14 protein-coding genes, 1 tRNA gene, 3 pseudogenes and 2 riboswitches are annotated in these 21009 nt (G+C 63.6%); of the genes and pseudogenes, 7 read left to right on the forward strand and 11 right to left on the reverse strand.

What is annotated here, in order from left to right; translation table 11 throughout:
- Positions 1 to 156: 156 nt before the first annotated feature.
- The 7 genes from PQR02_RS01535 to PQR02_RS01565 form a co-directional block, all read right to left on the reverse strand.
- Positions 157 to 1545, reverse strand: a complete 1389-nt coding sequence (locus tag PQR02_RS01535) for an L-serine ammonia-lyase (RefSeq protein WP_408224391.1) — start codon at positions 1543 to 1545, stop codon at positions 157 to 159.
- Between the two features lie 26 nt (positions 1546 to 1571).
- On the reverse strand, positions 1572 to 2702 hold the full coding sequence (locus PQR02_RS01540; RefSeq protein ID WP_408224394.1) for an alginate lyase family protein: 1131 nt from the start codon (positions 2700 to 2702) through the stop codon (positions 1572 to 1574).
- Between the two features lie 136 nt (positions 2703 to 2838).
- The gene (gcvP, locus tag PQR02_RS01545) at positions 2839 to 5775 is read right to left on the reverse strand and encodes an aminomethyl-transferring glycine dehydrogenase (protein ID WP_408224397.1); all 2937 of its coding nucleotides are present in this window, start codon (positions 5773 to 5775) and stop codon (positions 2839 to 2841) included.
- Positions 5776 to 5843: 68 nt separating this feature from the next.
- Positions 5844 to 6224, reverse strand: a complete 381-nt coding sequence (gcvH, locus tag PQR02_RS01550) for a glycine cleavage system protein GcvH (RefSeq protein ID WP_408224400.1) — start codon at positions 6222 to 6224, stop codon at positions 5844 to 5846.
- 59 nt (positions 6225 to 6283) lie between these two features.
- Complete coding sequence (gene gcvT / locus PQR02_RS01555; RefSeq protein ID WP_408224403.1) at positions 6284 to 7402, reverse strand: glycine cleavage system aminomethyltransferase GcvT; 1119 nt, start codon at positions 7400 to 7402, stop codon at positions 6284 to 6286.
- A gap of 80 nt (positions 7403 to 7482) precedes the next feature.
- A riboswitch (glycine riboswitch) is annotated at positions 7483 to 7637 on the reverse strand.
- Positions 7638 to 7673: 36 nt separating this feature from the next.
- Positions 7674 to 7774: riboswitch (glycine riboswitch) on the reverse strand.
- A 141-nt stretch (positions 7775 to 7915) separates the two neighbouring features.
- Positions 7916 to 8266: a YdgH/BhsA/McbA family protein gene (locus PQR02_RS01560; RefSeq protein ID WP_408224406.1), complete on the reverse strand. Its 351-nt coding sequence runs from the start codon at positions 8264 to 8266 to the stop codon at positions 7916 to 7918.
- 194 nt (positions 8267 to 8460) lie between these two features.
- On the reverse strand, positions 8461 to 9510 hold the full coding sequence (locus PQR02_RS01565; protein ID WP_408224409.1) for an oxidoreductase: 1050 nt from the start codon (positions 9508 to 9510) through the stop codon (positions 8461 to 8463).
- A 336-nt stretch (positions 9511 to 9846) separates the two neighbouring features.
- Between PQR02_RS01565 and PQR02_RS01570 the strand changes: the two genes are divergently transcribed.
- Complete coding sequence (locus PQR02_RS01570; RefSeq protein ID WP_408224654.1) at positions 9847 to 11937, forward strand: UvrD-helicase domain-containing protein; 2091 nt, start codon at positions 9847 to 9849, stop codon at positions 11935 to 11937.
- A 277-nt stretch (positions 11938 to 12214) separates the two neighbouring features.
- On the opposite strand, the gene PQR02_RS01575 is transcribed toward PQR02_RS01570, so the two are convergent.
- Positions 12215 to 13111 carry a c-type cytochrome gene (locus PQR02_RS01575; RefSeq protein ID WP_408224412.1) on the reverse strand — a complete coding sequence of 299 codons (897 nt, stop codon included), beginning with the start codon at positions 13109 to 13111 and terminating at the stop codon, positions 12215 to 12217.
- Positions 13112 to 13385: 274 nt separating this feature from the next.
- Between PQR02_RS01575 and PQR02_RS01580 the strand changes: the two genes are divergently transcribed.
- Positions 13386 to 13461, forward strand: a tRNA-Arg gene (locus tag PQR02_RS01580).
- A 354-nt stretch (positions 13462 to 13815) separates the two neighbouring features.
- Here the strand turns inward: PQR02_RS01580 and PQR02_RS01585 are convergent.
- A complete protein-coding gene (locus PQR02_RS01585) occupies positions 13816 to 13974 on the reverse strand; it encodes a hypothetical protein (RefSeq protein ID WP_408224415.1) in 159 nt (52 codons plus the stop codon).
- A 62-nt stretch (positions 13975 to 14036) separates the two neighbouring features.
- Here PQR02_RS01585 and PQR02_RS01590 point away from each other — a divergent pair, with 62 nt between their 5' ends.
- Positions 14037 to 14576, forward strand: a complete 540-nt coding sequence (locus PQR02_RS01590) for a hypothetical protein (protein ID WP_408224418.1) — start codon at positions 14037 to 14039, stop codon at positions 14574 to 14576.
- Positions 14577 to 14618: 42 nt separating this feature from the next.
- Here PQR02_RS01590 and PQR02_RS01595 read toward each other — a convergent pair.
- Both PQR02_RS01595 and PQR02_RS41010 read right to left on the reverse strand, forming a co-directional pair.
- A pseudogene (locus tag PQR02_RS01595) lies at positions 14619 to 15627 on the reverse strand (ISAs1 family transposase).
- Positions 15628 to 15749: 122 nt separating this feature from the next.
- A pseudogene (locus PQR02_RS41010) lies at positions 15750 to 16019 on the reverse strand (helix-turn-helix domain-containing protein); the annotation flags it as partial.
- A gap of 222 nt (positions 16020 to 16241) precedes the next feature.
- Between PQR02_RS41010 and PQR02_RS01600 the strand changes: the two are divergent.
- The 4 genes and pseudogenes from PQR02_RS01600 to PQR02_RS01615 form a co-directional block, all read left to right on the forward strand.
- Positions 16242 to 16937: a class I SAM-dependent methyltransferase gene (locus PQR02_RS01600; protein ID WP_408224421.1), complete on the forward strand. Its 696-nt coding sequence runs from the start codon at positions 16242 to 16244 to the stop codon at positions 16935 to 16937.
- Between the two features lie 1072 nt (positions 16938 to 18009).
- Positions 18010 to 18906, forward strand: coding sequence for a sulfate adenylyltransferase subunit CysD (gene cysD / locus PQR02_RS01605; protein WP_408224657.1), 897 nt, complete (start codon positions 18010 to 18012; stop codon positions 18904 to 18906).
- Positions 18906 to 20810 (forward strand): sulfate adenylyltransferase subunit CysN, encoded by a 1905-nt coding sequence (cysN, locus tag PQR02_RS01610; protein WP_408224424.1) that lies wholly within the window; start codon positions 18906 to 18908, stop codon positions 20808 to 20810. Before cysD ends, cysN begins: the two co-directional genes overlap by 1 nt.
- A pseudogene (locus PQR02_RS01615) lies at positions 20807 to 20977 on the forward strand (IS3 family transposase); the annotation flags it as partial. The gene cysN and the pseudogene PQR02_RS01615, both read left to right, overlap by 4 nt.
- Positions 20978 to 21009: the final 32 nt, after the last annotated feature.

A 21009-nucleotide genomic window follows, 5' to 3' on the forward strand; every position in this document is an offset into this window, starting at 1 on the left:
TGGCCGATGAGCGCCCCGACAGCTTACGCCGAGCGCGCGTCCGCTGTCATGGCGCAGCGCAACTGTCTTGCCGCGAAACGAGAACAGGAACAGCGAACGCGCAAACGGAAACGCGAGCCTCGGCTCGCGTTTTCATGCGCAATCAGACAGCGTGCCTCAGCACTCGACGATGTTCACCGCCAGCCCGCCGCGCGACGTTTCCTTGTACTTGGTCTTCATGTCCGCGCCGGTCTCGCGCATGGTCTTGATGACCGAATCGAGCGACACGTAGTGGCTGCCGTCGCCGCGCAACGCCATGCGCGCCGCGTTGACCGCCTTGACCGAGGCCATCGCGTTGCGTTCGATGCACGGAATCTGCACCATTCCGCCGACCGGATCGCAGGTCAGCCCAAGGTTGTGCTCCATGCCGATCTCCGCGGCGTTCTCGACCTGCTTCGGCGTGCCGCCCATTACGGCGGCGAGCGCGCCCGCCGCCATCGAGCAGGCCACGCCCACTTCACCCTGGCAGCCCACTTCCGCGCCGGAAATCGACGCGTTCAGTTTGTACAGAATGCCGATCGCCGCCGCTGTCATCAGGAAGTCAATCACACCCTGCTGGTTCGAGCCGGGCATGAAGCGCGTGTAGTAATGCAGCACGGCCGGAATGATGCCGGCGGCGCCGTTGGTGGGCGCAGTGACGACGCGCCCGCCTGCGGCGTTCTCTTCGTTGACGGCGATCGCATAGAGATTGATCCAGTCGATCATCGACAACGGATCGCGCAGCGCCAGCTCGGGATTGCCCGACAGCGCGCGATACAACTGCGGTGCGCGCCGCTTCACCTGGAAGGGCCCAGGCAAGTTGCCATCCGCATCGGGGTTGTTGATGCCGCAGCCACGCGCCACGCACGACTGCATCACGTCCCAGATTTTCAGCAAGCCGGCGCGCGTCTCTTCTTCCGTATGCCAGACGCGCTCGTTGTCCCACATCAATTGAGCGATGCTCTTGCCGGTCGATTCACACAGCGCGAGCAATTCGTTGCCGGTGCGAAACGAGTGCGGCAGTTGATCGACGGCGCTCAGCACCTTCGTGTTCGGTGCGCCGGCCGTCACGACGAAGCCGCCGCCCACCGACAGATAGGTCGACTCGCGCAACGTTTCACCTTGCGCGTCGAACGCGCGCAGCTTCAGCCCGTTGGGATGCTCGGCGAGCGCCTGGCGGTAAAACGAAATGTGGTCCTTCTGCACGAACGGCACCTCGTGCGTGCCGAGCAGCGCGAGCTTGCGCGATACGCGCACCGCTTCGAGCCGTTGTGCGATCGTGTCCGGGTCGACCGTGTCGGGCGCATCGCCCATCAGGCCGAGCATCACGCCGCGATCCGTGCCGTGCCCTTTGCCGGTCGCGCCGAGCGATCCGTACAGATCCACTTTCACCGATGCGGTCGCATCCAGCAGTCCGTCGCGTTCGAGCCCTTGAGCGAACATCAGCGCCGCGCGCATCGGCCCAACTGTATGAGAGCTGGACGGACCAATGCCGATTTTGAAGAGATCGAACACGCTGACTGCCATTGACTGCTCCTGCTGATAAGTAGATTTTAGCGCGCCGGCAGCGGCAAACACACGGCGAGCCACGCGGGCGGCGTCGGTGCGAGCTGCAGCGCGATCGGCGTAAAGCGTCCGTCGAGACGCGCCGCCAGGTGAAACAGTTCCGTCGCGTTCTTCGGATCCCATTGACCCGAGTAGCCAGGCAAGCCGGCCTCACGACGCTTTGCATCGAACGGCACGTTCGAATGCACGAATTCCTCATGCGTCTGACTGCCGGATGCAAACGGCGCGAGCCAGTTGAGCGCGGCGAGCAGCGTGGCGCCGTTAGCGCCCTTCTCCTGCAGCCAGTTGCGGTTGTGGCGGCGCGCGGCCAGCGCGGCCATCACGAGTGGCTGCAGATCGTAGGTGACGTAATGCAGCGCGTCGCGTTCGCTGAAGTCGATGGTCGAGCCGTCCGGCGCGATGTTGTCGCCGATATGCTCGACGAACAGACGCTGCGCCGCGTTGATCATCTTGCGGTTATCGAGCGTGAACGCGGCCATCGCGATCAGCTTGATGCGATGGCTCTGCCAGTTGTTGCGGAAGGTGTCCTTCAGCGGCCGTGGCTGCGCATCGATCTGCGCGATGTAGCCGTTGGCGAGCTTCGTCAGGAACGCCATCGAAGCGTTGCGTGTCTTCACGGGCAACGCGCTCGCCGTCATGTCGTACGCGAGGATCACCCCATCGAAACGCGTTTCGTCGATCGGATTGAAGCTGGGCTGATAAGTCGTGACCCATGCGTACAGCAAGCGGTCGACGAGCTTCAGATAGCGATCGTCGCTGGTCGCGCGCCACGCGAGCGCGGCGTCGCGCAGCAGATCGAGATCCTTCTCCGCTTCGACGCTCTGATCGTAGATGCCCTCGTGCGGCAACGTCCCCTCGGTGTGCAGCTTCGCGAGCGCATGCGGCTGCGCGTTCAGATGCGCTTGCACGTTGCCGACGAGCGCCTTCACGCCGGGATCGGCGTTGGTGCGCTCGCTGGTTTGCAGCGCGGGCGCCGCGCAGAAATTCATCGCGGCCTGCGCTTGCCGCAGCGGCAGCAGCACAGCCGCACCGGCGAACAACAGTGCGCAGGTTTGCCGCCACGTGCGGGCTCGGCTTGCAGCGGCCCGGCTTTGCATCGATCGCACCTTTCGCGCCATGCGAAACTCCTCGTTAGGCTGATTTGGTGTGTGATGTTAGCCGTTTGCGGCCACGAGCGACAGGCGCCCAGGCGGAACAGCGCGCACCGCCCTGCCGCGTGTTGCGGGCAGCGGGCGATGCGCGGCGTGGACACGCTTACTCGTAGTCGGCGATCGGCACGCAGGAGCAGAACAGATTGCGGTCGCCGTACACGTTGTCCGCACGGCCGACCGGCGGCCAGTACTTCTTCGCGATCAGCGTGGGCAGCGGATACGCAGCGGTTTCGCGCGCATACGCATGCTTCCAGTCGTCGGCGATCACGACCGCCGCGGTGTGCGGCGCATGCTTCAGCGGATTGTCCTCGCGGTCCGAGCGGCCTTCTTCGACCGCGCGGATTTCGTGGCGGATCGCGATCATCGCTTCGATGAAGCGATCGAGTTCTTCCTTCGATTCCGATTCGGTCGGCTCGACCATCAGCGTGCCCGGCACCGGGAAGCTCATCGTCGGCGCGTGGAAGCCGTAGTCGGCGAGGCGCTTGGCGACGTCGTCGACGGTGATGCCGCTGGTTTCCTTGAGCGGACGCAGATCGAGAATGCACTCGTGCGCGACCAGTCCGCCCGGGCCCGAATACAGCACCGGATAGTGCGGCGCGAGTTTGTTCGCGACGTAGTTCGCGTTGAGGATCGCGGTTTCGGTCGCGGCGGTCAGGTTCTTCGCACCCATCATCGCGATGTACATCCACGAGATCGGCAGGATCGACGCGGAGCCGTACGGTGCGCCCGACACCGCGCCGATACCGTTCGGCGCGCGCTCATAGCCCGACGAGATCTGGTTCGGCAGGAACTGCGCGAGGTGCGCGCCGACCGCGACCGGGCCGACGCCCGGTCCGCCGCCGCCGTGCGGAATGCAGAAGGTTTTGTGCAGGTTCAGGTGCGAGACGTCGCCGCCGAACTGGCCCGGCGCGCACAGGCCGACCATCGCGTTCATGTTCGCGCCGTCCACGTACACCTGGCCGCCGTGCGCGTGCACGATCTCGCAGATTTCGCGCACGTTCGCCTCGAACACGCCGTGCGTGGACGGATACGTGATCATGATCGCCGCGAGTTTGTCGGCGTGCTGGGCGGCCTTCTTCTTCAGGTCTTCGATATCGACGTTGCCTTGCGCGTCGCACGCGACCACCACGACCTGCATGCCGGCCATCTGCGCCGACGCCGGGTTGGTGCCGTGCGCCGAAGCGGGAATCAGGCAGACGTTGCGATGCGCTTCGCCGCGCGACGCGTGGTACGCGTGGATGATCAACAGACCCGCGTACTCGCCCTGCGAGCCGGCATTCGGTTGCAGCGACACGGCGGCATAGCCGGTTGCGGCGACCAGCATCTCTTCGAGCTGATCGATCATCTCGCGGTAGCCGACGGTTTGATCGGCCGGGGCGAACGGATGGATCTGGCCGAATTCGGGCCACGTGACGGGCAGCATCTCCGAGGTCGCGTTCAGCTTCATCGTGCACGAGCCGAGCGGGATCATCGAGCGGTCCAGCGCGAGGTCCTTGTCCGACAGGCTGCGCAAATAGCGCAGCATTTCCGTTTCCGAATGATGACGGTTGAACACGTGGTGCGTGAGGTACGCGCTAGTGCGTTCGAGCGCGGCCGGCACCGATGCGGTGTTCGATGCGGCGAGCTTCGCGTCGAGCGCGTCGACTTGCGGCAGGTCGCCGGCGAAGGCCGCTTGCGCGAACACGGCGAGCAGATCGGCCAGATCGCGGCGCGTGGTGGTTTCGTCGATCGACAGGCCGACTTGCGTGGCGCTCACGCGGCGCAGGTTGATGCGCTTGGCTGTAGCAGCGTCGAGCAGCGCTTGCGTGCGCGTGCCGGTGTCGAATGTGAGCGTGTCGAAGAAGGTCTCATTGACGAGCGTGTAGCCGAGTTGTTTCGCGCCTTCGGCGAGCAGGGCGGCGATCCGGTTCACGCGTAGCGCGATGGTCTTCAGACCGTGCGGGCCGTGATACACCGCGTACATGCTGGCCATGATCGCGAGCAGCGCTTGCGCGGTACACACGTTCGAGGTGGCCTTCTCGCGGCGGATATGTTGTTCGCGCGTTTGCAGCGCGAGACGCAGCGCGGAGTTGCCTTGCGCGTCGACGGTCACGCCGACCAGACGCCCCGGCATCTGACGCTTGAATTCGTCGCGCACCGCGAGGTACGCGGCATGCGGGCCGCCAAAGCCGACCGGCACGCCGAAGCGCTGCGTATTGCCGACGGCCACGTCCGCGCCCCATTCGCCCGGCGGCGTGAGCACGGTCAGCGCGAGCAGATCGGCGGCGACCACCACGTGGCCGCCCGCTGCGTGGATGGCTTCGGTCAGCGCGCGATAGTCGCGCACGTCGCCGTTCACGCCCGGGTATTGCAGCAGCACGCCGAATGCGTTCGCATTTGCGGCTTCGGCGGCCGGACCCACTTTCACTTCGATGCCCACCGGCGTGGCGCGCGTCTTCACCACTTCGATGGTTTGCGGCAGCACGTCGTCGGCGACGAAGAACACGTTCGACTTCGGCTTGCCCACGCGTTGCAGCAGCGTCATTGCTTCGGCGGCCGCGGTGGCCTCGTCGAGCAGCGACGCGTTCGAGATCGCCAGACCCGTCAGGTCGACGATCATCTGCTGGAAGTTCAACAACGCTTCCAGACGGCCTTGCGAGATTTCCGGCTGATACGGCGTGTACGCGGTGTACCACGCCGGATTTTCGAGCACGTTACGCAGGATCACCGTGGGCGTGTGCGTGTTGTAGTAGCCCTGCCCGATGTACGAGCGGAACACCTGGTTCTTGTCCGCCAGATCGCGCAGCGCGGCGAGCGCTTCGGCTTCGCTCTTCGGTTGCCCGAAGGGGCCGAGCGGCAGCGTTTCGGTGCGGCGGATCGTCTGCGGAATCACGGCGTCGATCAGCGCGGCGCGCGACGCGAAGCCGAGGGCTTCGAGCATCGCATGCTGGTCGGCCGAATCCGGGCCGATGTGCCGTTCGGCGAAGGCGTCATGCACTTCGAGCGCGGCGAGCGAGAGAGGAGTGCGGTTCATCAGACGGTCCGGGTGTTCGAGCTTCATGGGTGTTCCTGGCGGTGCGGCGCGCGATGCCTCGCGGGGACCGCACCTGACGTTTAACGGAATGTGAATCAGGCGCCGATCGACTTGGTGTACGCGTCGGCGTCGATCAGGCGGTCCTGCGCTGCATCGGCGGCGGGTTTGATCTTGAAGAGCCAGCTTTCGTACGGCGCGCTGTTGACCGAGTCGGGCGAGTCGGCCACGGCCGTGTTCGCTTCGATGATCTCGCCCGAGACCGGCGCGTAGATATCGGAAGCGGCCTTCACCGATTCGATCACGGCGACGGTGTCGCCTGCGGTGACGGTCTTGCCCAGTTGCTGGACTTCGAAGAAGACGATGTCGCCGAGCGCTTCCTGCGCGTGGTCGGTGATGCCGACCGTCAGCGTGCCGTCCGCTTCGGTGCGGACCCATTCGTGCGATTCGGTGTATTTCAGATCGGCCGGGATGCTCATCGGATGCTCCTTGCGGGGTGTTCGTTATTGGCTTAAAAGGGGGACGCGCGCGCGGATGCTTAAACTGCCAGCACCTTGCCGTTGCGCACGAACGGCAGTTTTACCACGCTTGCGGACACCGCCTTGTCACGAATCTGGACGTGAACGGTGTCGCCCGGCTGCACGCCTTTGGGCACGCGCGCGAAGGCGATGGATTCCTGCATGGTCGGGGAAAAAGTCCCGCTGGTGATTTCGCCTTCGCCCTGCGGCGTGAGGACTTTCTGATGCGCGCGCAGCACGCCGGCCGCCTTGCCGTTTTCCTTCAGCAGGATCAGGCCGACGAACGCCGCCTGCGAGCCGTCGGCTTCGAGCCGGCTCTTGCCGACGAAGTCGCGCGGCGAGGTCAGGTCGACGGTCCATGCGAGGCCGGCGTCGAGCGGCGAGACATGGTCGTCCATGTCCTGTCCGTACAGGTTCATGCCGGCTTCGAGGCGCAGCGTGTCGCGCGCGCCGAGGCCGGCTGGGCGCACGCCTTGGGCGTGCAGCGCGTTCCACAGCGCCTGAACGTGGTCCGCCGGCACGATGATTTCGAAGCCGTCTTCGCCGGTGTAGCCGGTGCGCGCGACGGTCAATTCGCCGAACGGCGTGCCTTCGACGCGCGCGGCGTTGAACGGCTTGAGCGCTTCGGTGGCGGCGCGCGCGGCGGGCACCGTTTGCCAGACTTTTTCGCGTGCGTTCGGGCCTTGCACGGCGACGATCGCAAAGTCGCGGCGCGGCGTGATGGTCAGGCCGAAGCCGCCGTCGGTGTTGAGCTGGCCGAACCAGGCGATGTCTTTGTCGGCGGTGCCGGCATTGACGACCACGCGGAAGTGGTCTTCGCCGAAGAAATAGACGATCAGATCGTCGATCACGCCGCCGTTCGGGTTCAGCAGACAGGAGTAGAGCGCGCGGCCGGGCGTTTGCAGCTTGCCGACGTTGTTGGCCAGCGCGTATTCGAAGAAGGCGCGCACCCGCTCGCCAGTGAAATCGACCACGCACATGTGCGAGACGTCGAACATGCCGGCGTCGGTGCGCACGGCGCGGTGTTCCTCGATCTGCGAGCCGTAATTGACGGGCATGTCCCAGCCGCCGAAATCGACCATGCGGGCGTTGAGCGCACGGTGGGTGGCGTTGAGCGGGGTGTGTTTGAGTTCGGTCATGGGGCCTCGGGCATCTCGCGAAACAAAAAAGGCCATGCGGCGCTACGCCTCGCGGCCTGATGCCTGCGAGCGTGGTTTTGCATGACCCCTCTGTCCTCGATACCTGAGAGATTGCGCTGCCGCGAACGTTGATCTGTCACGGTGAAACGCGCGCCCCTTCGGTGGGCAGCCTGCCCGAGCCTGCGTAATGTTGCCAGAACGCAGACGGCTACTGCCGCTCTCCAGAGTGCGAAAAACCGGTGCCTTGACGTGCTGCTTTGGCGCGGATTTTTCGACGCGGTCGGTCCTTTTGCCTGAGAGTTTGCGGGTGTGCCCCTTCGGCGGCGCGGCCTGCGATATTCGGCGGCCAGCACGCTCTCCCGACGCGTGCGGCGAATGTACGCGACGGCTGGGGGCTTGTCAATTAAAGGCCCGCGACCGGCATGGTGGCTGGCGCGGCGCGACGCCAGCGTCAAAAAAGCGCGGGACATGCTGCCCGCGCTCGTATTGCTTCGGTGTCGGAACCGGCGGCGCTTACTCGCCGATCGCGTGAGCCGCGTTGTCCAGTTCCTGATTCAGCACGCGCTGTTCGTCGGCGGTGAGGCCGCCGCCGTGCTGCGCGGCCATGTCGTGCGCTTCCTGGCGGATCACGTCCAGCCGATGATGCAGCGCTGCGCCTTGCGGCGGCGGGTAGTCGCCCTGATTCACGCGCTTGTCGATGCGGCGGCCGAGATTGTCGATCCGGCCGTCCACCTGATGCAGGCGCTGATCCGCGATCTGCTGCGGGCTGGGGCGCGGCGCGGGCGCCGGCTGGGGCGTCACCACGCAGGCGGCGAGAGAACTGAGCAGGGCGCCTGCGGCAATGGCGCGAAAGGTACGGGGCATGGACTCTCCGGAAGTCGTTTTCTTGATGGTGCTACTCGGGTAGCAACGGATGATCGCGGCGGCGCGCTGACCGGGGAGGCGGGCAGAGTTGTAACGTTATGTTCCTTTCGGGGACGTCAGGTTGACGCCTGCGCAGCGCGCTCGGGCGGTGTGTTTTTAGGTACACAAGCCGTCACGCCGCGCCGCGCAACAGCTCAGCGAATGCGCTCGAACGGCAGGCGCACGCCTTCGTTCGAACTGCGCGCGGCAAGCTCGATGATGGTCATCACGTCGACCGCATCCTGAGGCTTGACAGGGAATGCCACGCCGTTCTGGATGGCGTCGGCCAGCGCGATATAGAACCCGACGTAGTCGCCGTTGCGCGTGGGCACCTCGCGCTCGACTTCCTGATCGCCTTCCAGCACGCGCAGCACGCCGGCCGGATTGCCCGCGCCGAAGCCTTCATCGCCCGGGCGCAGACCGGCCCGCAACTGGTCCTCCTGGGTGTCGAGGCCGTGCTTCACGTAGCTGCCGCGCGTGCCGTGGATCGCAAAGCGCGGCGCGACCAGTGCCGTCAGCGCGCTCGCGTGCAGCACCGCCTCGAACTCGGCGTAGCCGAGCTGAATGTGCACATAGTCCGGCGCGCTCGCCTCGTCGCGATGCGTGCGCACCGTCGCCGACACGGTTTGCGGCGCGCCGAACAGCGCCAACGTCTGGTCGATCAGATGCGGCCCAAGGTCCAACAGCAAGCCGCCGCCCCGCGACACCTCTTCGCGCCAGCGCTGCCGTACCTGCGGGCGGAAGCGGTCGAAGTGCGATTCGAATTGCGTGACGCGCCCCAGTTCCACGCGTGCGAGCAGATCGCGCACGGTCAGAAAATCGCCGTCCCAGCGACGGTTGTGAAACGGCACGAACAGCTTGCCCCGCGCGAGCGCGATGTTGGCGAGCGTATGGGCGTCGGCGGCGTTCAGCGTGACCGGCTTGTCGACCACCACGTGCTTGCCGGCTTCGAGCGTGCGGCGCGCGAGGTCGAAGTGCGTGTCGTTGGGCGTCGCGATCACGACGCACTCGATGTCGTCGAGCGCCAGAAGCGCGTCGAGGTCGGCCACGATTTTCGCGTGCGGATAGTCGGCCAGCGCGCGCTCGGGCTGACCCGTGGCGATGGCGGCGACGCTGGCGCGCCCGCAATGCGCGATCACCGGCGCATGAAAGGTCGCGCCGGCAAAACCGTAGCCCATCAATCCAATTTTCAGCGATGCGGACATGCGTGTCTTCCTGCAAAAACGGCGCGCCGCTTTGCCACCATGGCGACGGCGCGCAACACCGCAATTGTGGCATGTCCCGAATGCGGACCGTCAGCGGCTTCGTTGCGATCCGTCCGGGTACCCGTTGCGGACGTTGGTGGGGGTATCCATCGAGGTATCCATGTTAACATCGCTCCTCTCGCGCGAATCGCAGCGGAGCGGGACGTCTTCGAACCCATCAAGAGGCGTCCGTTCCAGCCAACGCAGCCGCGCCGCATGCCCCGAGCCTTCGGCCGGCAATTTCGCGCCGACGCGCTTTCAACCGCCGCTCTCAACCGCAATACCCATCCACAGACGATGTCCGCAGGCCTGAACCCCGCTCAAAATGAAGCGGTCCGTTATCTCGACGGTCCGTGTCTCGTGCTCGCCGGCGCAGGCAGTGGCAAGACGCGCGTGATCACGCAGAAGATCGCGCACCTGATCGAAGCCAAAGGCTTCGAGCCGCGCCACATCGCCGCTGTCACGTTCACGAACAAGGCCGCGGCGGAAATGCGCGAGCGCGTGGGCAAGCTGCTCGAGGGCAAGACGCTCACCACGCCCGGCAAGGAAGGCCGCAAAGTGCCCGTCAATCAGTTGACGGTCTGCACCTTCCACTCGCTCGGCGTGCAGATTCTGCGCCAGGAGGCGGAACACGTCGGCCTGAAGCCGCAGTTCTCGATCATGGATTCGGACGACTGCTTCGGCATGATCCAGGAGCAGGTCGGCTCGACGGACAAAGGCTTCATCCGTAAGGTCCAGTCGATCATCTCGCTGTGGAAAAACGGCCTGATCATGCCCGAAGAGGCGATCGCGATCGCCGCGAACGAGGACGAGCATCAGGCCGCGATCGTGTACCGCAACTACGTGGCGACGCTGCACGCGTATCAGGCGGTCGATTTCGACGACCTGATCCGGCTGCCCGCCGAACTCTTCGCGAAGAACGAGCAGGTGCGCGAGCGCTGGCAGAACAAGCTGCGCTATCTGCTGATCGACGAATACCAGGACACCAACGCGTGCCAGTACGAACTGGTGAAGCTGCTGGCGGGCAAGCGTGCGGCGTTCACGGCGGTCGGCGACGACGACCAGGCGATCTACGGCTGGCGCGGCGCGACGCTCGAAAATCTCGGGCAGCTCAGCAAGGATTTTCCGAAGCTGCACCTGATCAAGCTGGAGCAGAACTACCGCTCCACGGTGCGCATTCTGACCGCCGCGAACAACGTGATCGCGAACAACCCGAAGCTGTTCGAAAAGAAGCTGTGGTCCGAACACGGAATGGGCGACACGATCACCGTCACGCCTTGCAACGACGAAGAACACGAGGCCGAGTCGGTGGTGTTCCGCCTGTCCGCGCACAAGTTCGAGCGGCGCGCGCATTTCCGCGACTACGCGATCCTGTATCGCGGCAACTTCCAGGCGCGCATCTTCGAGCAGGTGCTGCGTCGCGAGCGGATTCCGTACGTGCTCTCCGGCGGCCAGTCGTTCTTCGACAAAGCCGAGATCAAGGACATCTGCGCCTACCTGCGTTTGATCGCCAACGCCAACGACGACCCCGCGTTCATCCGCGCGATCACCACGCCGCGCCGCGGCGTCGGCAATACGACGCTCGAAGCGCTCGGCTCGTTCGCGGGCCAGGCGAAGGTGTCGCTGTTCGAGGCGGTGTACATGGGCGGCATCGAAGCGCGTCTGTCGCCGCGCCAGATCGAACCGATGCGGGTGTTCTGCGATTTCATGCAGCGCCTCACCGATCGCGCGGAAAAGGACGCGGCCGGCACGCTGCTCGACGAACTGATGGACGCGATTCACTACGAGGCGTACCTGTACGACGCGTTCGACGAACGCCAGGCGCAGGCCAAATGGCAGAACGTGCTGGAGTTCATGGAGTGGCTCAAGCGCAAGGGCACCAAGGCCGAGCCCGAAGGCGGCACGAACAGCGAAGCGACCGGCTACGACACGGCAGACGGTTTCGGCGACACCGGCAAGAACCTGCTCGGCCTGATCCAGACCGTCGCGCTGATGTCGATGCTCGAAGGCCGCGAGGAAGACCCCGACGCGGTGCGGCTGTCCACCGTGCATGCATCGAAGGGGCTGGAGTATCCGCACGTGTTTCTGGTCGGCGTCGAGGAGGGCATCATGCCGCATCGCGGCGGCCCCGACGACGAACCGATCGACGACGCGCGCATCGAGGAAGAGCGCCGTCTGATGTACGTCGCGATCACGCGGGCGCAGCGCAGTTTGCATCTGAACTGGTGCAAGAAGCGCAAGCGCGCGCGGGAGACGGTGGTGTGCGAGCCGTCGCGTTTCATTCCCGAAATGCTGCTCGACGATGCGCCGCCGCCCACGCCCGAAGAAGCGCCGATGTCGCCGAAAGACCGGCTCGCGAGTTTGAAGGCGTTGTTGCAGAAGCCTTGAGTTCGCAAGACCCTGCGCATTGCTCGACGCGTTGCAGGTGGGTCTGGACTATCCGTGGCTCCCGCCCGCCACGTTGCCCGCGCGTTTCACCGCGCTCGCTGGCAGCGCGCCGGCATTGCCTTTGCCGATGCGTTCAGCCGTCCGGCGTCGGCCCCGGACCCCTTCCATCGAAGCTGACGCATAAATGCGTCGCGCATGAAAAAATCCCTGCACACGTTACTGCTATGCAGGGATTTTCGTATCACGGCCAATGCCGCAAGCGGTATTGTCGAAAGCTTTACTTCGCCGCGCTGACCATGTAGTCGACGGCGGCTTTGACGTCGGCATCCGATGCAGTCGAGCCGCCCTTCGGCGGCATTGCGCCCTTGCCGTGCAGCGCGTAGTTATAGACCGTGTCCATCGGCTCTTTCAGGCGCGGCGCCCACGCTTCCTTGTCGCCGAATTTCGGCGCGTTCAGCACGCCGGCCGCGTGGCAGGCCTGACAAACCTGCTGATACAACGCCTTGCCGGCTTGCGATGCGTCCGCGCTTTGCGCGCCCCCTGCGGCGGGCGCCGCGGCTTGCGGGACGCTCGCCATGGCCGCCATTGCCGCGGCGGCCTGAGCGGCGGCTGCGTCCGAAACGCCTGCCGACGGCGCAGCCGCTGCCGCGCCTGAGGCCGCCGCACCCGCTGCGGGCTGTGCTGGCTCCGGGAAGCTCGCGCCGGAGTTGTTCGCCATGTACACCACCGCACGAGCGATTTCGAAGTCGCTGTAGTCGTCCGGGCCGGTGCCGCCGCGCGGCGGCATGGCGCCCTTGCCGGCGAGCGCCGTGTGCCAGAGCGTGTCGAAGCCCTGCGAGATGCGCGGCGCCCAGTCGGCGGTATTGGTGAATTTCGGCGCGCCCGCCGCGCCCGACGCGTGACATGCGGAGCACACGGCCTTGTAGACTTCTTCGCCGCTCTTGTAGACGCGCGGCGCGTTGGCGTCCCGAATTTCGACCTGGGCGAGTGGTTTGATGCGGGCGGTGACTTCGGCTTCGGAGAGGGAGTCGGTGCCGGCGCCCGTGCGTGTCGAATTGTCGACATAGACCGCCAGCAGAATGATGATGACGATCGGCACAGCAAACCCGGCGATGACCGCGGCGATGAGCTGCGCTGGGGTTTTGATCGGGGCTCCGTGTGGTGCTTCGCTCATGCTTGTCTCGTCTCCGTGGGTATGTGAGCGGTACAGCGTGACGGCAACTTCTTGTTCTATATCAGCCACGGACGATTATAGACGGAAGATTTCGACGGCGGCGAGGGCGGCGGCGCGGTGTTCAGCAGGCGTTTACCCGGAGCGCTCGGGGCGTCCGGAGGGCGGCAAATCTTGCTATGTCGGCCGTCCGGTGGACGCTCGGGCCGAAACCGGGTATCCTTCCGGTCTCGCTTTGGCGTCGCATCCGCTCAGGTTGCCGCGCTTTCGTGTTGAAGCGCCCGTAGCTCAATGGATAGAGTACTGCCCTCCGAAGGCAGGGGTTGCTGGTTCGATCCCAGCCGGGCGCACCAAAAAATACCTCAAATACAATGAGTTACGGGTTGGTTGTTGGTGGTGGCTTTGGGGCTCTCCCGTTTCCGTACGGAAATCATACGGAAATTCAACTCGAAGACTTTCTTGCTAGGGCGCGGCTCTGCTCCTCGACTCGTAGGCACTTTTCTGCCGTCCCCGTCCGATGGATGGCGGTGGGCACGTGGGCTTTCGGACTATGTCCAGCCCAGACTTCCGCGAGGCGTGTTAGCCGCAAAGAAACCTGGCCTCACGCTGAGACGACGAAACGATGGCGCCGCGACGCAGCGTCCGTCTAATGCCAGCGGCGGTTATGATTCTGACGCCCCTTCGAGGTGATCTTGGGGCGCTCACTATTATTCGATCAGACGGGGAAGAACAACCGCATGAACACCGTACACCGGCCGGCGCGTCGCGAACGCGACCTGCAATGGTTTTTCGACACCACAGTTGCGAACCTTGGCAACTGTTACATGCACCTGACGCCGGGAACGAGCGAGGAAGAGTTTGTCCACGTGATTCTCAGGTCGTAGCCGCGAACGATGATCCTTCCATTGAAGAGCCCATCCAGATCTTCATGTCCTGCGTTTCAGACGAGGACCGGGCGAAAGGGCCAGACTGGATCGCGCGCTCCCCGCTTGGTTCGATCGTTGTCGCGACTGCATACTGCCTGCGGGCGGGGCGGGCAATGCGGGCGGGCGACGCCGGTCTCGCGTGGTCCCTTATGGCCGATGCCCGATATTGGGCAGGTGTCGCGATTTCAAGCAAAGGCATCGACGAAGCGCGCGAGCAGACGATTTCAACAGTCAAACGGGAGAAGGGCGCGGTCGGGGCTGCGGGCAGAGACGCGGCATACGAGCCAGTCCGGCAGTTCGCGTACAAGATGGTCAAGAGGACACAGCCACCGCAAAAGGGCTGGCAGTCGCGAAGTCACGCCGCCAGGACAATCAAGGACGTTACCTTGCGGTTTGCGAAAAGGCTGGGCGTTCAGATGAGCGCCGATCAGGCTGGCAAAACGATCGACAAATGGCTTGCAGGTATGCCGGACGCTGCGGCGCTCTTTCCCGAAAAGAAGAATTCAAAGAATAAAAAGGGTGCCACCGCCAGTACCCAGTAAGTCGTCGTTACGCAAGTCGGGCGAGGCTCCGGAGCAGAGCTGTTAATTTCTCCTTCCGCAGGCGCAACGTCGTAAGTGTTCAAAGTTCAAGGCGTTGCGCCGCAGTTCAATAGTTACGCTTCGATCAGATGTCGCTCGCAGGCAGTTCAGTGCCATGGAGCGCAGGCGGCCCAGGATTCCGGGTTTGTGTCGCGTCGTGCAGTGATCCTCTTTCATGACCACATCGCGCACGTGATGATTCTGGTTTTCCACCGACCAGTGACCACGGATGGCCATCTGGCAGGTTGCAGCGCTCATGACGCAGGTGCTGACCCACCGCGCCGTCTCACTGCTGCAAGCCCAGCCAGTGCGGTTTCGGCGTTCGACCGTTCGCGAGACACTCACGATCTGCCGTACCAGCGGCTGCCAGTCAGCTTCCAGCAAGTTCGCCGGCACGTCGTAGGTACGTACGGTACGCGTCTCGATGCGACCATGGCCCTTGTCGTGTTGCACGTCGCATTCTGCAGGCGTGCAGTAGCGCGCAAGATCCTCACAAGCGGCAAGCAAGGTTGGCTGGTTGCCCTTGACCTGCACCAGCACGTCGGCCTGCTTTTGCAGGGCGAGCGCTAGCGTTTTTTTGGCAGTGCAACGCGTCCATTGTGAAGCCCCGGCCCTGTAGCCCGAGCGATTCGATCAACGCCTGCGCGGCCGGAATCTCATTGGATTTTTCCGCCACCTCGACATGTCCCAGCACAATCAGGCCCTGCTGATCAAAGGCCGAAACGATATGCCGGGCCGTCATGTCCTCCAGACGTGAGGCGCTGCCGCGCAGCGCCTTGCCGTCCAGCGCGATGAACTGCCGCCCCGGCGGCGCGCAAACCTGTTTCTGCGCGAAAGCACGCACCGCGCTTTCCAGATCGTGCTCGTCGAGCTGGAGCAGAAATTTCCGGAGGCCCACCCAGCTCGGCGCCTTGCGCCAGTCCGTACCGAACAGCTCGTTCAGCTGTGCACGCCGCTCGCCAATGAACACCTCGATCGTCCTCAGCGAATTCGCGCCTGCCATCAGTGACATCACGATCGCATACGAAACCGGCGTTGCCGGTCTCGTGATACATCAGCACCCAACGTAATCGGGTCGCAATCTCACGGTCCATCGCCTCATTTTAGTTGAAACGAGGTGTGTGAATCACACAGATGATGCACGCGCCAATACAGTTCGCTTCCCGCCCGCAGTTTGCGCGGTCGCCGACTCCGCTCACGCCGCGCACGGTAAGCCCTGGCTGCGCCCGTGGCGTCGTAACATCGCGCCGACTCCGCACTATTCCGGGCCAGTTCCCGTGTAATCGTCCGAGGCGCTACGCCCGAGCAGCCGCCCAATCGCACGCACGCGCTGGTGTTCTTGCCACTCTCGATCATGATCATCGCGCGTTCCTCCGCGCTCAGATGACGGCAGTTCTTCTTCATCGCAACACCTTATCTCAATACAGGTGTTGCACTTGAAACTAGAGACCAAGCTCCCCAAACCACGCCGAACTCTGTAACATACCGATCTCCGCAGATGCCGTACTTCGCAGCGCCGCCGGCTTTCATGGCGGCCCAAGGCTGACGAGGCCGATGCTCCAAACGTTGTGCAGAGTCAAGCCGATCTATTTGACTGACCCGCCACCTACGAGAGACGACACATTAATGCGCAGCGACTTGAAGCAACTGAGGGACTTTTACCCGTCGCCGGCAGCGAAGCCGGAAGAGCTCTTGCAGCGCCTTGGCTGGCCCAACGCGCCTGATCTCGCCGCCCGCTATGCCGCCCTGCTGTCACCGATCGACTTTACCCGCTACTCGCCGCACCACCGGCTGCGGCTGCTGGATGTCGGGTGCGGATTTGGACTCCTTCTCGACTACCTGAAGGAGAACGCGCTGCTGGACCTGATCGATTATACGGGGGTCGATCTGGTGGATGCGGTACTGACTGAAGCCCGTAGTCGCTGGCCGAATGCCCGGTTCGAGAAGCGTGATGTTCGCGATCTGCCTTACCCTGATGACGCCTTCGACTATTGCATTGTCTGCGGCATCTTCACGGTGAAGGTGGGCAATACCTATGCCGAAACGGTCGCGCTGGCGCAGAGCACACTAAAGGCGCTCTGGCCGTCGGTTACTCTGGGATTGGGCTTCAATTCCATGTCGAAACATGTCGATTGGGAACGCGAGGATCTTTTCCATTGGCCGCTGGACGACATCATGGCCTTCAGCAAGCGGGATTTGAGCCGGCATGTCTCGTTCAGACTCGACTATGGTTTATGGGAAGTGTCCACGCTCATCGGCAAGACGCCGCGTATTGTGGCGCAGCGGGTTCCGACTGCTTGGGGCGAGCCCACTTCAGCTTAGTACCCAAGCCGTACTTAGGCTGGAGAAAATCCGCCGCGTTGTCGAGATTGGCATCGCCGGGCACGTACCGATGCGGACGTCGCCACATTGACACTGATCGAGGCCGCACTCACCTTTGGCTGCTTCATGTCCTACCTGGATCTCCCATCATCTACCGGCGACATTTCCCGGTGTCTGACTCGTGACTGTGTTGCGCGGTGCCGAAGCTGCCCCTACGTAGCAGGCATGCTTCGCTGTCTTACGCGAAGCTAATGGCAACACGTGTCGCACAGGCGCGAAGAAGGCAGCGGCGCTCTTCGAGAAGGCGCTTTTTCTCGCTCGCAGCAATCCGGCGGGCACTGCCAGCAATAATCCGCGTCGGCGAGCAGTGCTTTCATTTGCCCGTATCAGTCGATCAGGTTGCGGGTACGGGGCGGATTAGAGGCCAAAATCCGTCGCATTTCACGGATTTGAAAAAATCAGACCGGATTCATGATGGTGCTATGTCTGAATTTCGATCCGGATGGGCGCTTCTCCCAAATTGCGACAGATGAATAAGACCGACCTCGCGGAGCTCGATGCCGAGCGCACATGGACTACCGAGCTCGCCCATGCTCAGTTGTGCGGAGCCGGACGGGCGGATAGCAAACGCACGGCCGAGCGTCGGCTGCACGAAATGGACCTCCTGCCGCCCGAACTCGAGGCGACTGACTTGCGCGACGAACTCGGCCGCCCGCTCAATGCGCTGGTGCTGCACTGGGCAATCGAGCGTGCGCGCAGCCGCCGTGAGCGTGTGTTGTTCGCGCAACTGGCGAGGCTGCCGGGTGGCAAGCCTTGCCTGCACGCGAACGATGCGCGTGGAGCACGGTACTGGCGACCATTGGCTGCCGCCGAAACTGGAGCGATCCACGCAGCACTGAGCGAATTTCAGCGGCAGACTGGCAAGCCGATCGCGGTGTTTCCGCATTGCGAACTGGTCGCGCATCTGCGCGAGGGGATGCCGAACCCGAACGTTACTTTGGCATTGCAGGCCTGGCAGCCCGTGCTGGCGCGCGAACTGTCCTTGCAGGGCAGCGGCACCGTGCGGCGGCGACTGCCGCCACACCTTCAACGGCTGGAGGCAGAGAGCATCCACATCATCCGTGAAGCCGTGGTCGAAGCGCGCAACCCGGCTATGTTGTACTCGATCGGCAAGGACAGCGGCGTGATTTTGCATCTCGCACGCAAGGCGTTCTATCCGGCGCGCCCGCCGTTCCCGCTGCTGCACGTCGATACGCGCTGGAAGTTTCAGGAGATGTACGCCTTCCGCGATTACATGGCGCGCGAAAGCGGCATGGAACTAGTCGTCCATACCAATCCCGAGGCCATTGAGAAGGATATCAACCCATTTGATCATGGTTCCGCGTTGCATACTGACATTACCAAGACGGAAGGGCTGAAGCAGGCGCTCGATCATTACGGCTTCGATGTGGTGTTCGGCGGCGCGCGGCGCGACGAAGAAAAGTCGCGCGCGAAGGAGCGCATCTTTTCGTTCCGGACATCGACCCATCGGTGGGACCCGAAAAATCAGCGCCCCGAACTCTGGAATCTCTATAACACGCGCAAGCGGCCTGGCGAAAGCATGCGCGTGTTCCCGATCTCGAATTGGACTGAACTTGACATCTGGCAGTACATCTACGAGGAGGGCATCCCCGTTGTACCACTCTATTTCGCGCGGCCACGCGCCGTGGTGGTGCGGCCGGACATGATCATGATGGTGGACGACGAACGTTGCCGCTTGCTGCCCGGCGAGCGGATCGAAATCCGCGACGTGCGTTTTCGGACGCTCGGCTGCTATCCGCTTACGGGCGCGGTCGAGTCCTCGGCGGCGACGCTTGAAGATATCCTGCTCGAACTAATTAATGCGCGTCAGTCGGAGCGGCAGGGCCGCAAGATCGATACCGACGGTGCGGGCAGCATGGAGCGCAAGAAGCAGGACGGGTACTTCTGATGAAGCAACAGGACAACAGCAAATTAGACTCCGCACTGGCCAGCCTCGAGCCGTGGTTCGAACAGCAGGCAAGCCAGGACCTGCTGCGTTTCATTACGTGCGGCAGCGTGGACGACGGCAAGAGCACGCTGCTGGGCCGCCTGCTGTGGGAGTCGAGGCAGATCTTCGACGATCAGCTTGCAGCTCTACAGGCTGATTCGAAACGCTACGGCACGCAGGGCGGCGAGATTGACTTTGCGCTTCTGGTGGACGGGCTAGCGGCCGAGCGCGAGCAGGGCATCACGATCGACGTCGCGTACCGCTTTTTTGCGACGCCGAGGCGCAAGTTCATCGTCGCCGATACGCCGGGGCACGAACAGTACACGCGAAACATGGTGACGGGGGCATCGACGGCGGATGTGGCCGTGGTGCTGGTCGATGCGCGCGTCGGGGTGCTCGCGCAGACGCGCCGCCATGCGTATCTGGTGTCGCTCGTCGGCATCCGGCATGTAGTGCTGGCGGTCAACAAAATGGACCTCGTTAACTATAGCCATGAAGTGTTCGACGAAATCGCGCGGACCTTCGCCGACTATGTGCAGGCGCTCCGGTTTGAAAGCATCGTGTCGATTCCGCTCTCGGCGCTCAGGGGCGACAACATAACGACACGCTCCGCGCACACCCCGTGGTACGGGGGGCCAACGCTGATGGCGTATCTCGATACCATTGACATCCGCACGCGCGAAGGCGGACGGTTCGTGTTTCCAGTGCAGAGCGTGAGTCGACCGCACGCAGATTTCCGCGGCTTTTGCGGCACGGTGGCGGCCGGCAGCGTGGCATCTGGCGACCGTGTGCGCGTGACTGCTTCCGGGCAAACGGCTGCTGTGCAACGGATCGTGACGATGAATGGTGACTCGCAGGACGCCGCGCGCGGCGATGCCGTTACACTCGTACTCGACCGCGAGATTGACGCTTCGCGGGGCGACGTCATATCGAGCGAGGCCGATCCGCTAGAGATGACCGATCAGTTCGAGGCGACGCTCGTGTGGATGCACGAGGATGCCGGGCTGGCGGGGCGCACCTACGAACTGAAGCTCGCGAGCCAGTGGGCCGGTGCATCGATTACCGCGCTCAAGTATCGGGTCAATATCAACACAATGGCGCAGGAGTCGTGCAGTCAGCTAGGCTTGAACGATATCGCCGTGTGCAATATTGCGCTGACACGGCCGATCGCGTTCGATAACTACGCGCATTCGCGCACGCTGGGCGGTTTCATTCTAGTCGACAAGTTTACGCACGCGACCGTCGCGGCAGGCATGATTCGCCATAATCTGCGACGCGCAGAGAACGTTCACCGTCAGGCGCTGAATATTACCCGTGCGGATCGCGAGCGTCTGAATGGGCATCAGGGCAAGGTGATCTGGCTTACCGGATTGTCAGGCTCAGGCAAGTCCACCCTAGCCAATGCGCTCGAACAGAAACTGCATGCGCTCGGGCGGCGGACGTACATTCTAGACGGCGACAATGTCCGGCAGGGGTTGAACCGCGATCTCGGCTTTACTGAAGCCGACCGCGTAGAGAACGTCCGACGGATTGCCGAGGTCGCGAAGCTGATGATGGATGCTGGGCTGATCGTGATGACAGCGTTTATCTCTCCGTTCAGGCACGAGCGGGAGGCGGCGAGACAGTTGATAGGGGTGGACGATTTTCTCGAGATTCATGTGAGCACGCCGCTTCAGGTGTGCGAGGCGCGTGATCCGAAAGGGCTATACAAAAAAGCGCGCTCCGGAGCAATTCCGAACATGACGGGGATTAATAGTCCGTACGAGGCACCACTGGAGCCGGCGCTCAGGGTGGACAGTGGCGTGCGGTCGCTCGATGAGCAGGTCACAGACGTATTGACGCTCTTGGGCGCGGTGAGCTCATGACGGCCGACCTTATGACCGACGCGCTGACGATGGCGTGGTTTCGCCGCACGCCCGCGCCCGGCGCGCTGCACCACTCGGTCCGTGGGAACGCGAGCCATGAGTTTGAGCGCAAGCTGGCTGACTATGGCATGCGTTGCTCTATGTCCCGCAAAGGAAATTGCTGGGAAACTCAGTCCAAAATGCACCTTGAACGTCGGAC

The organism is Paraburkholderia sediminicola (genome assembly GCF_046026895.1).
Taxonomy (GTDB): domain Bacteria; phylum Pseudomonadota; class Gammaproteobacteria; order Burkholderiales; family Burkholderiaceae; genus Paraburkholderia; species Paraburkholderia sediminicola_C.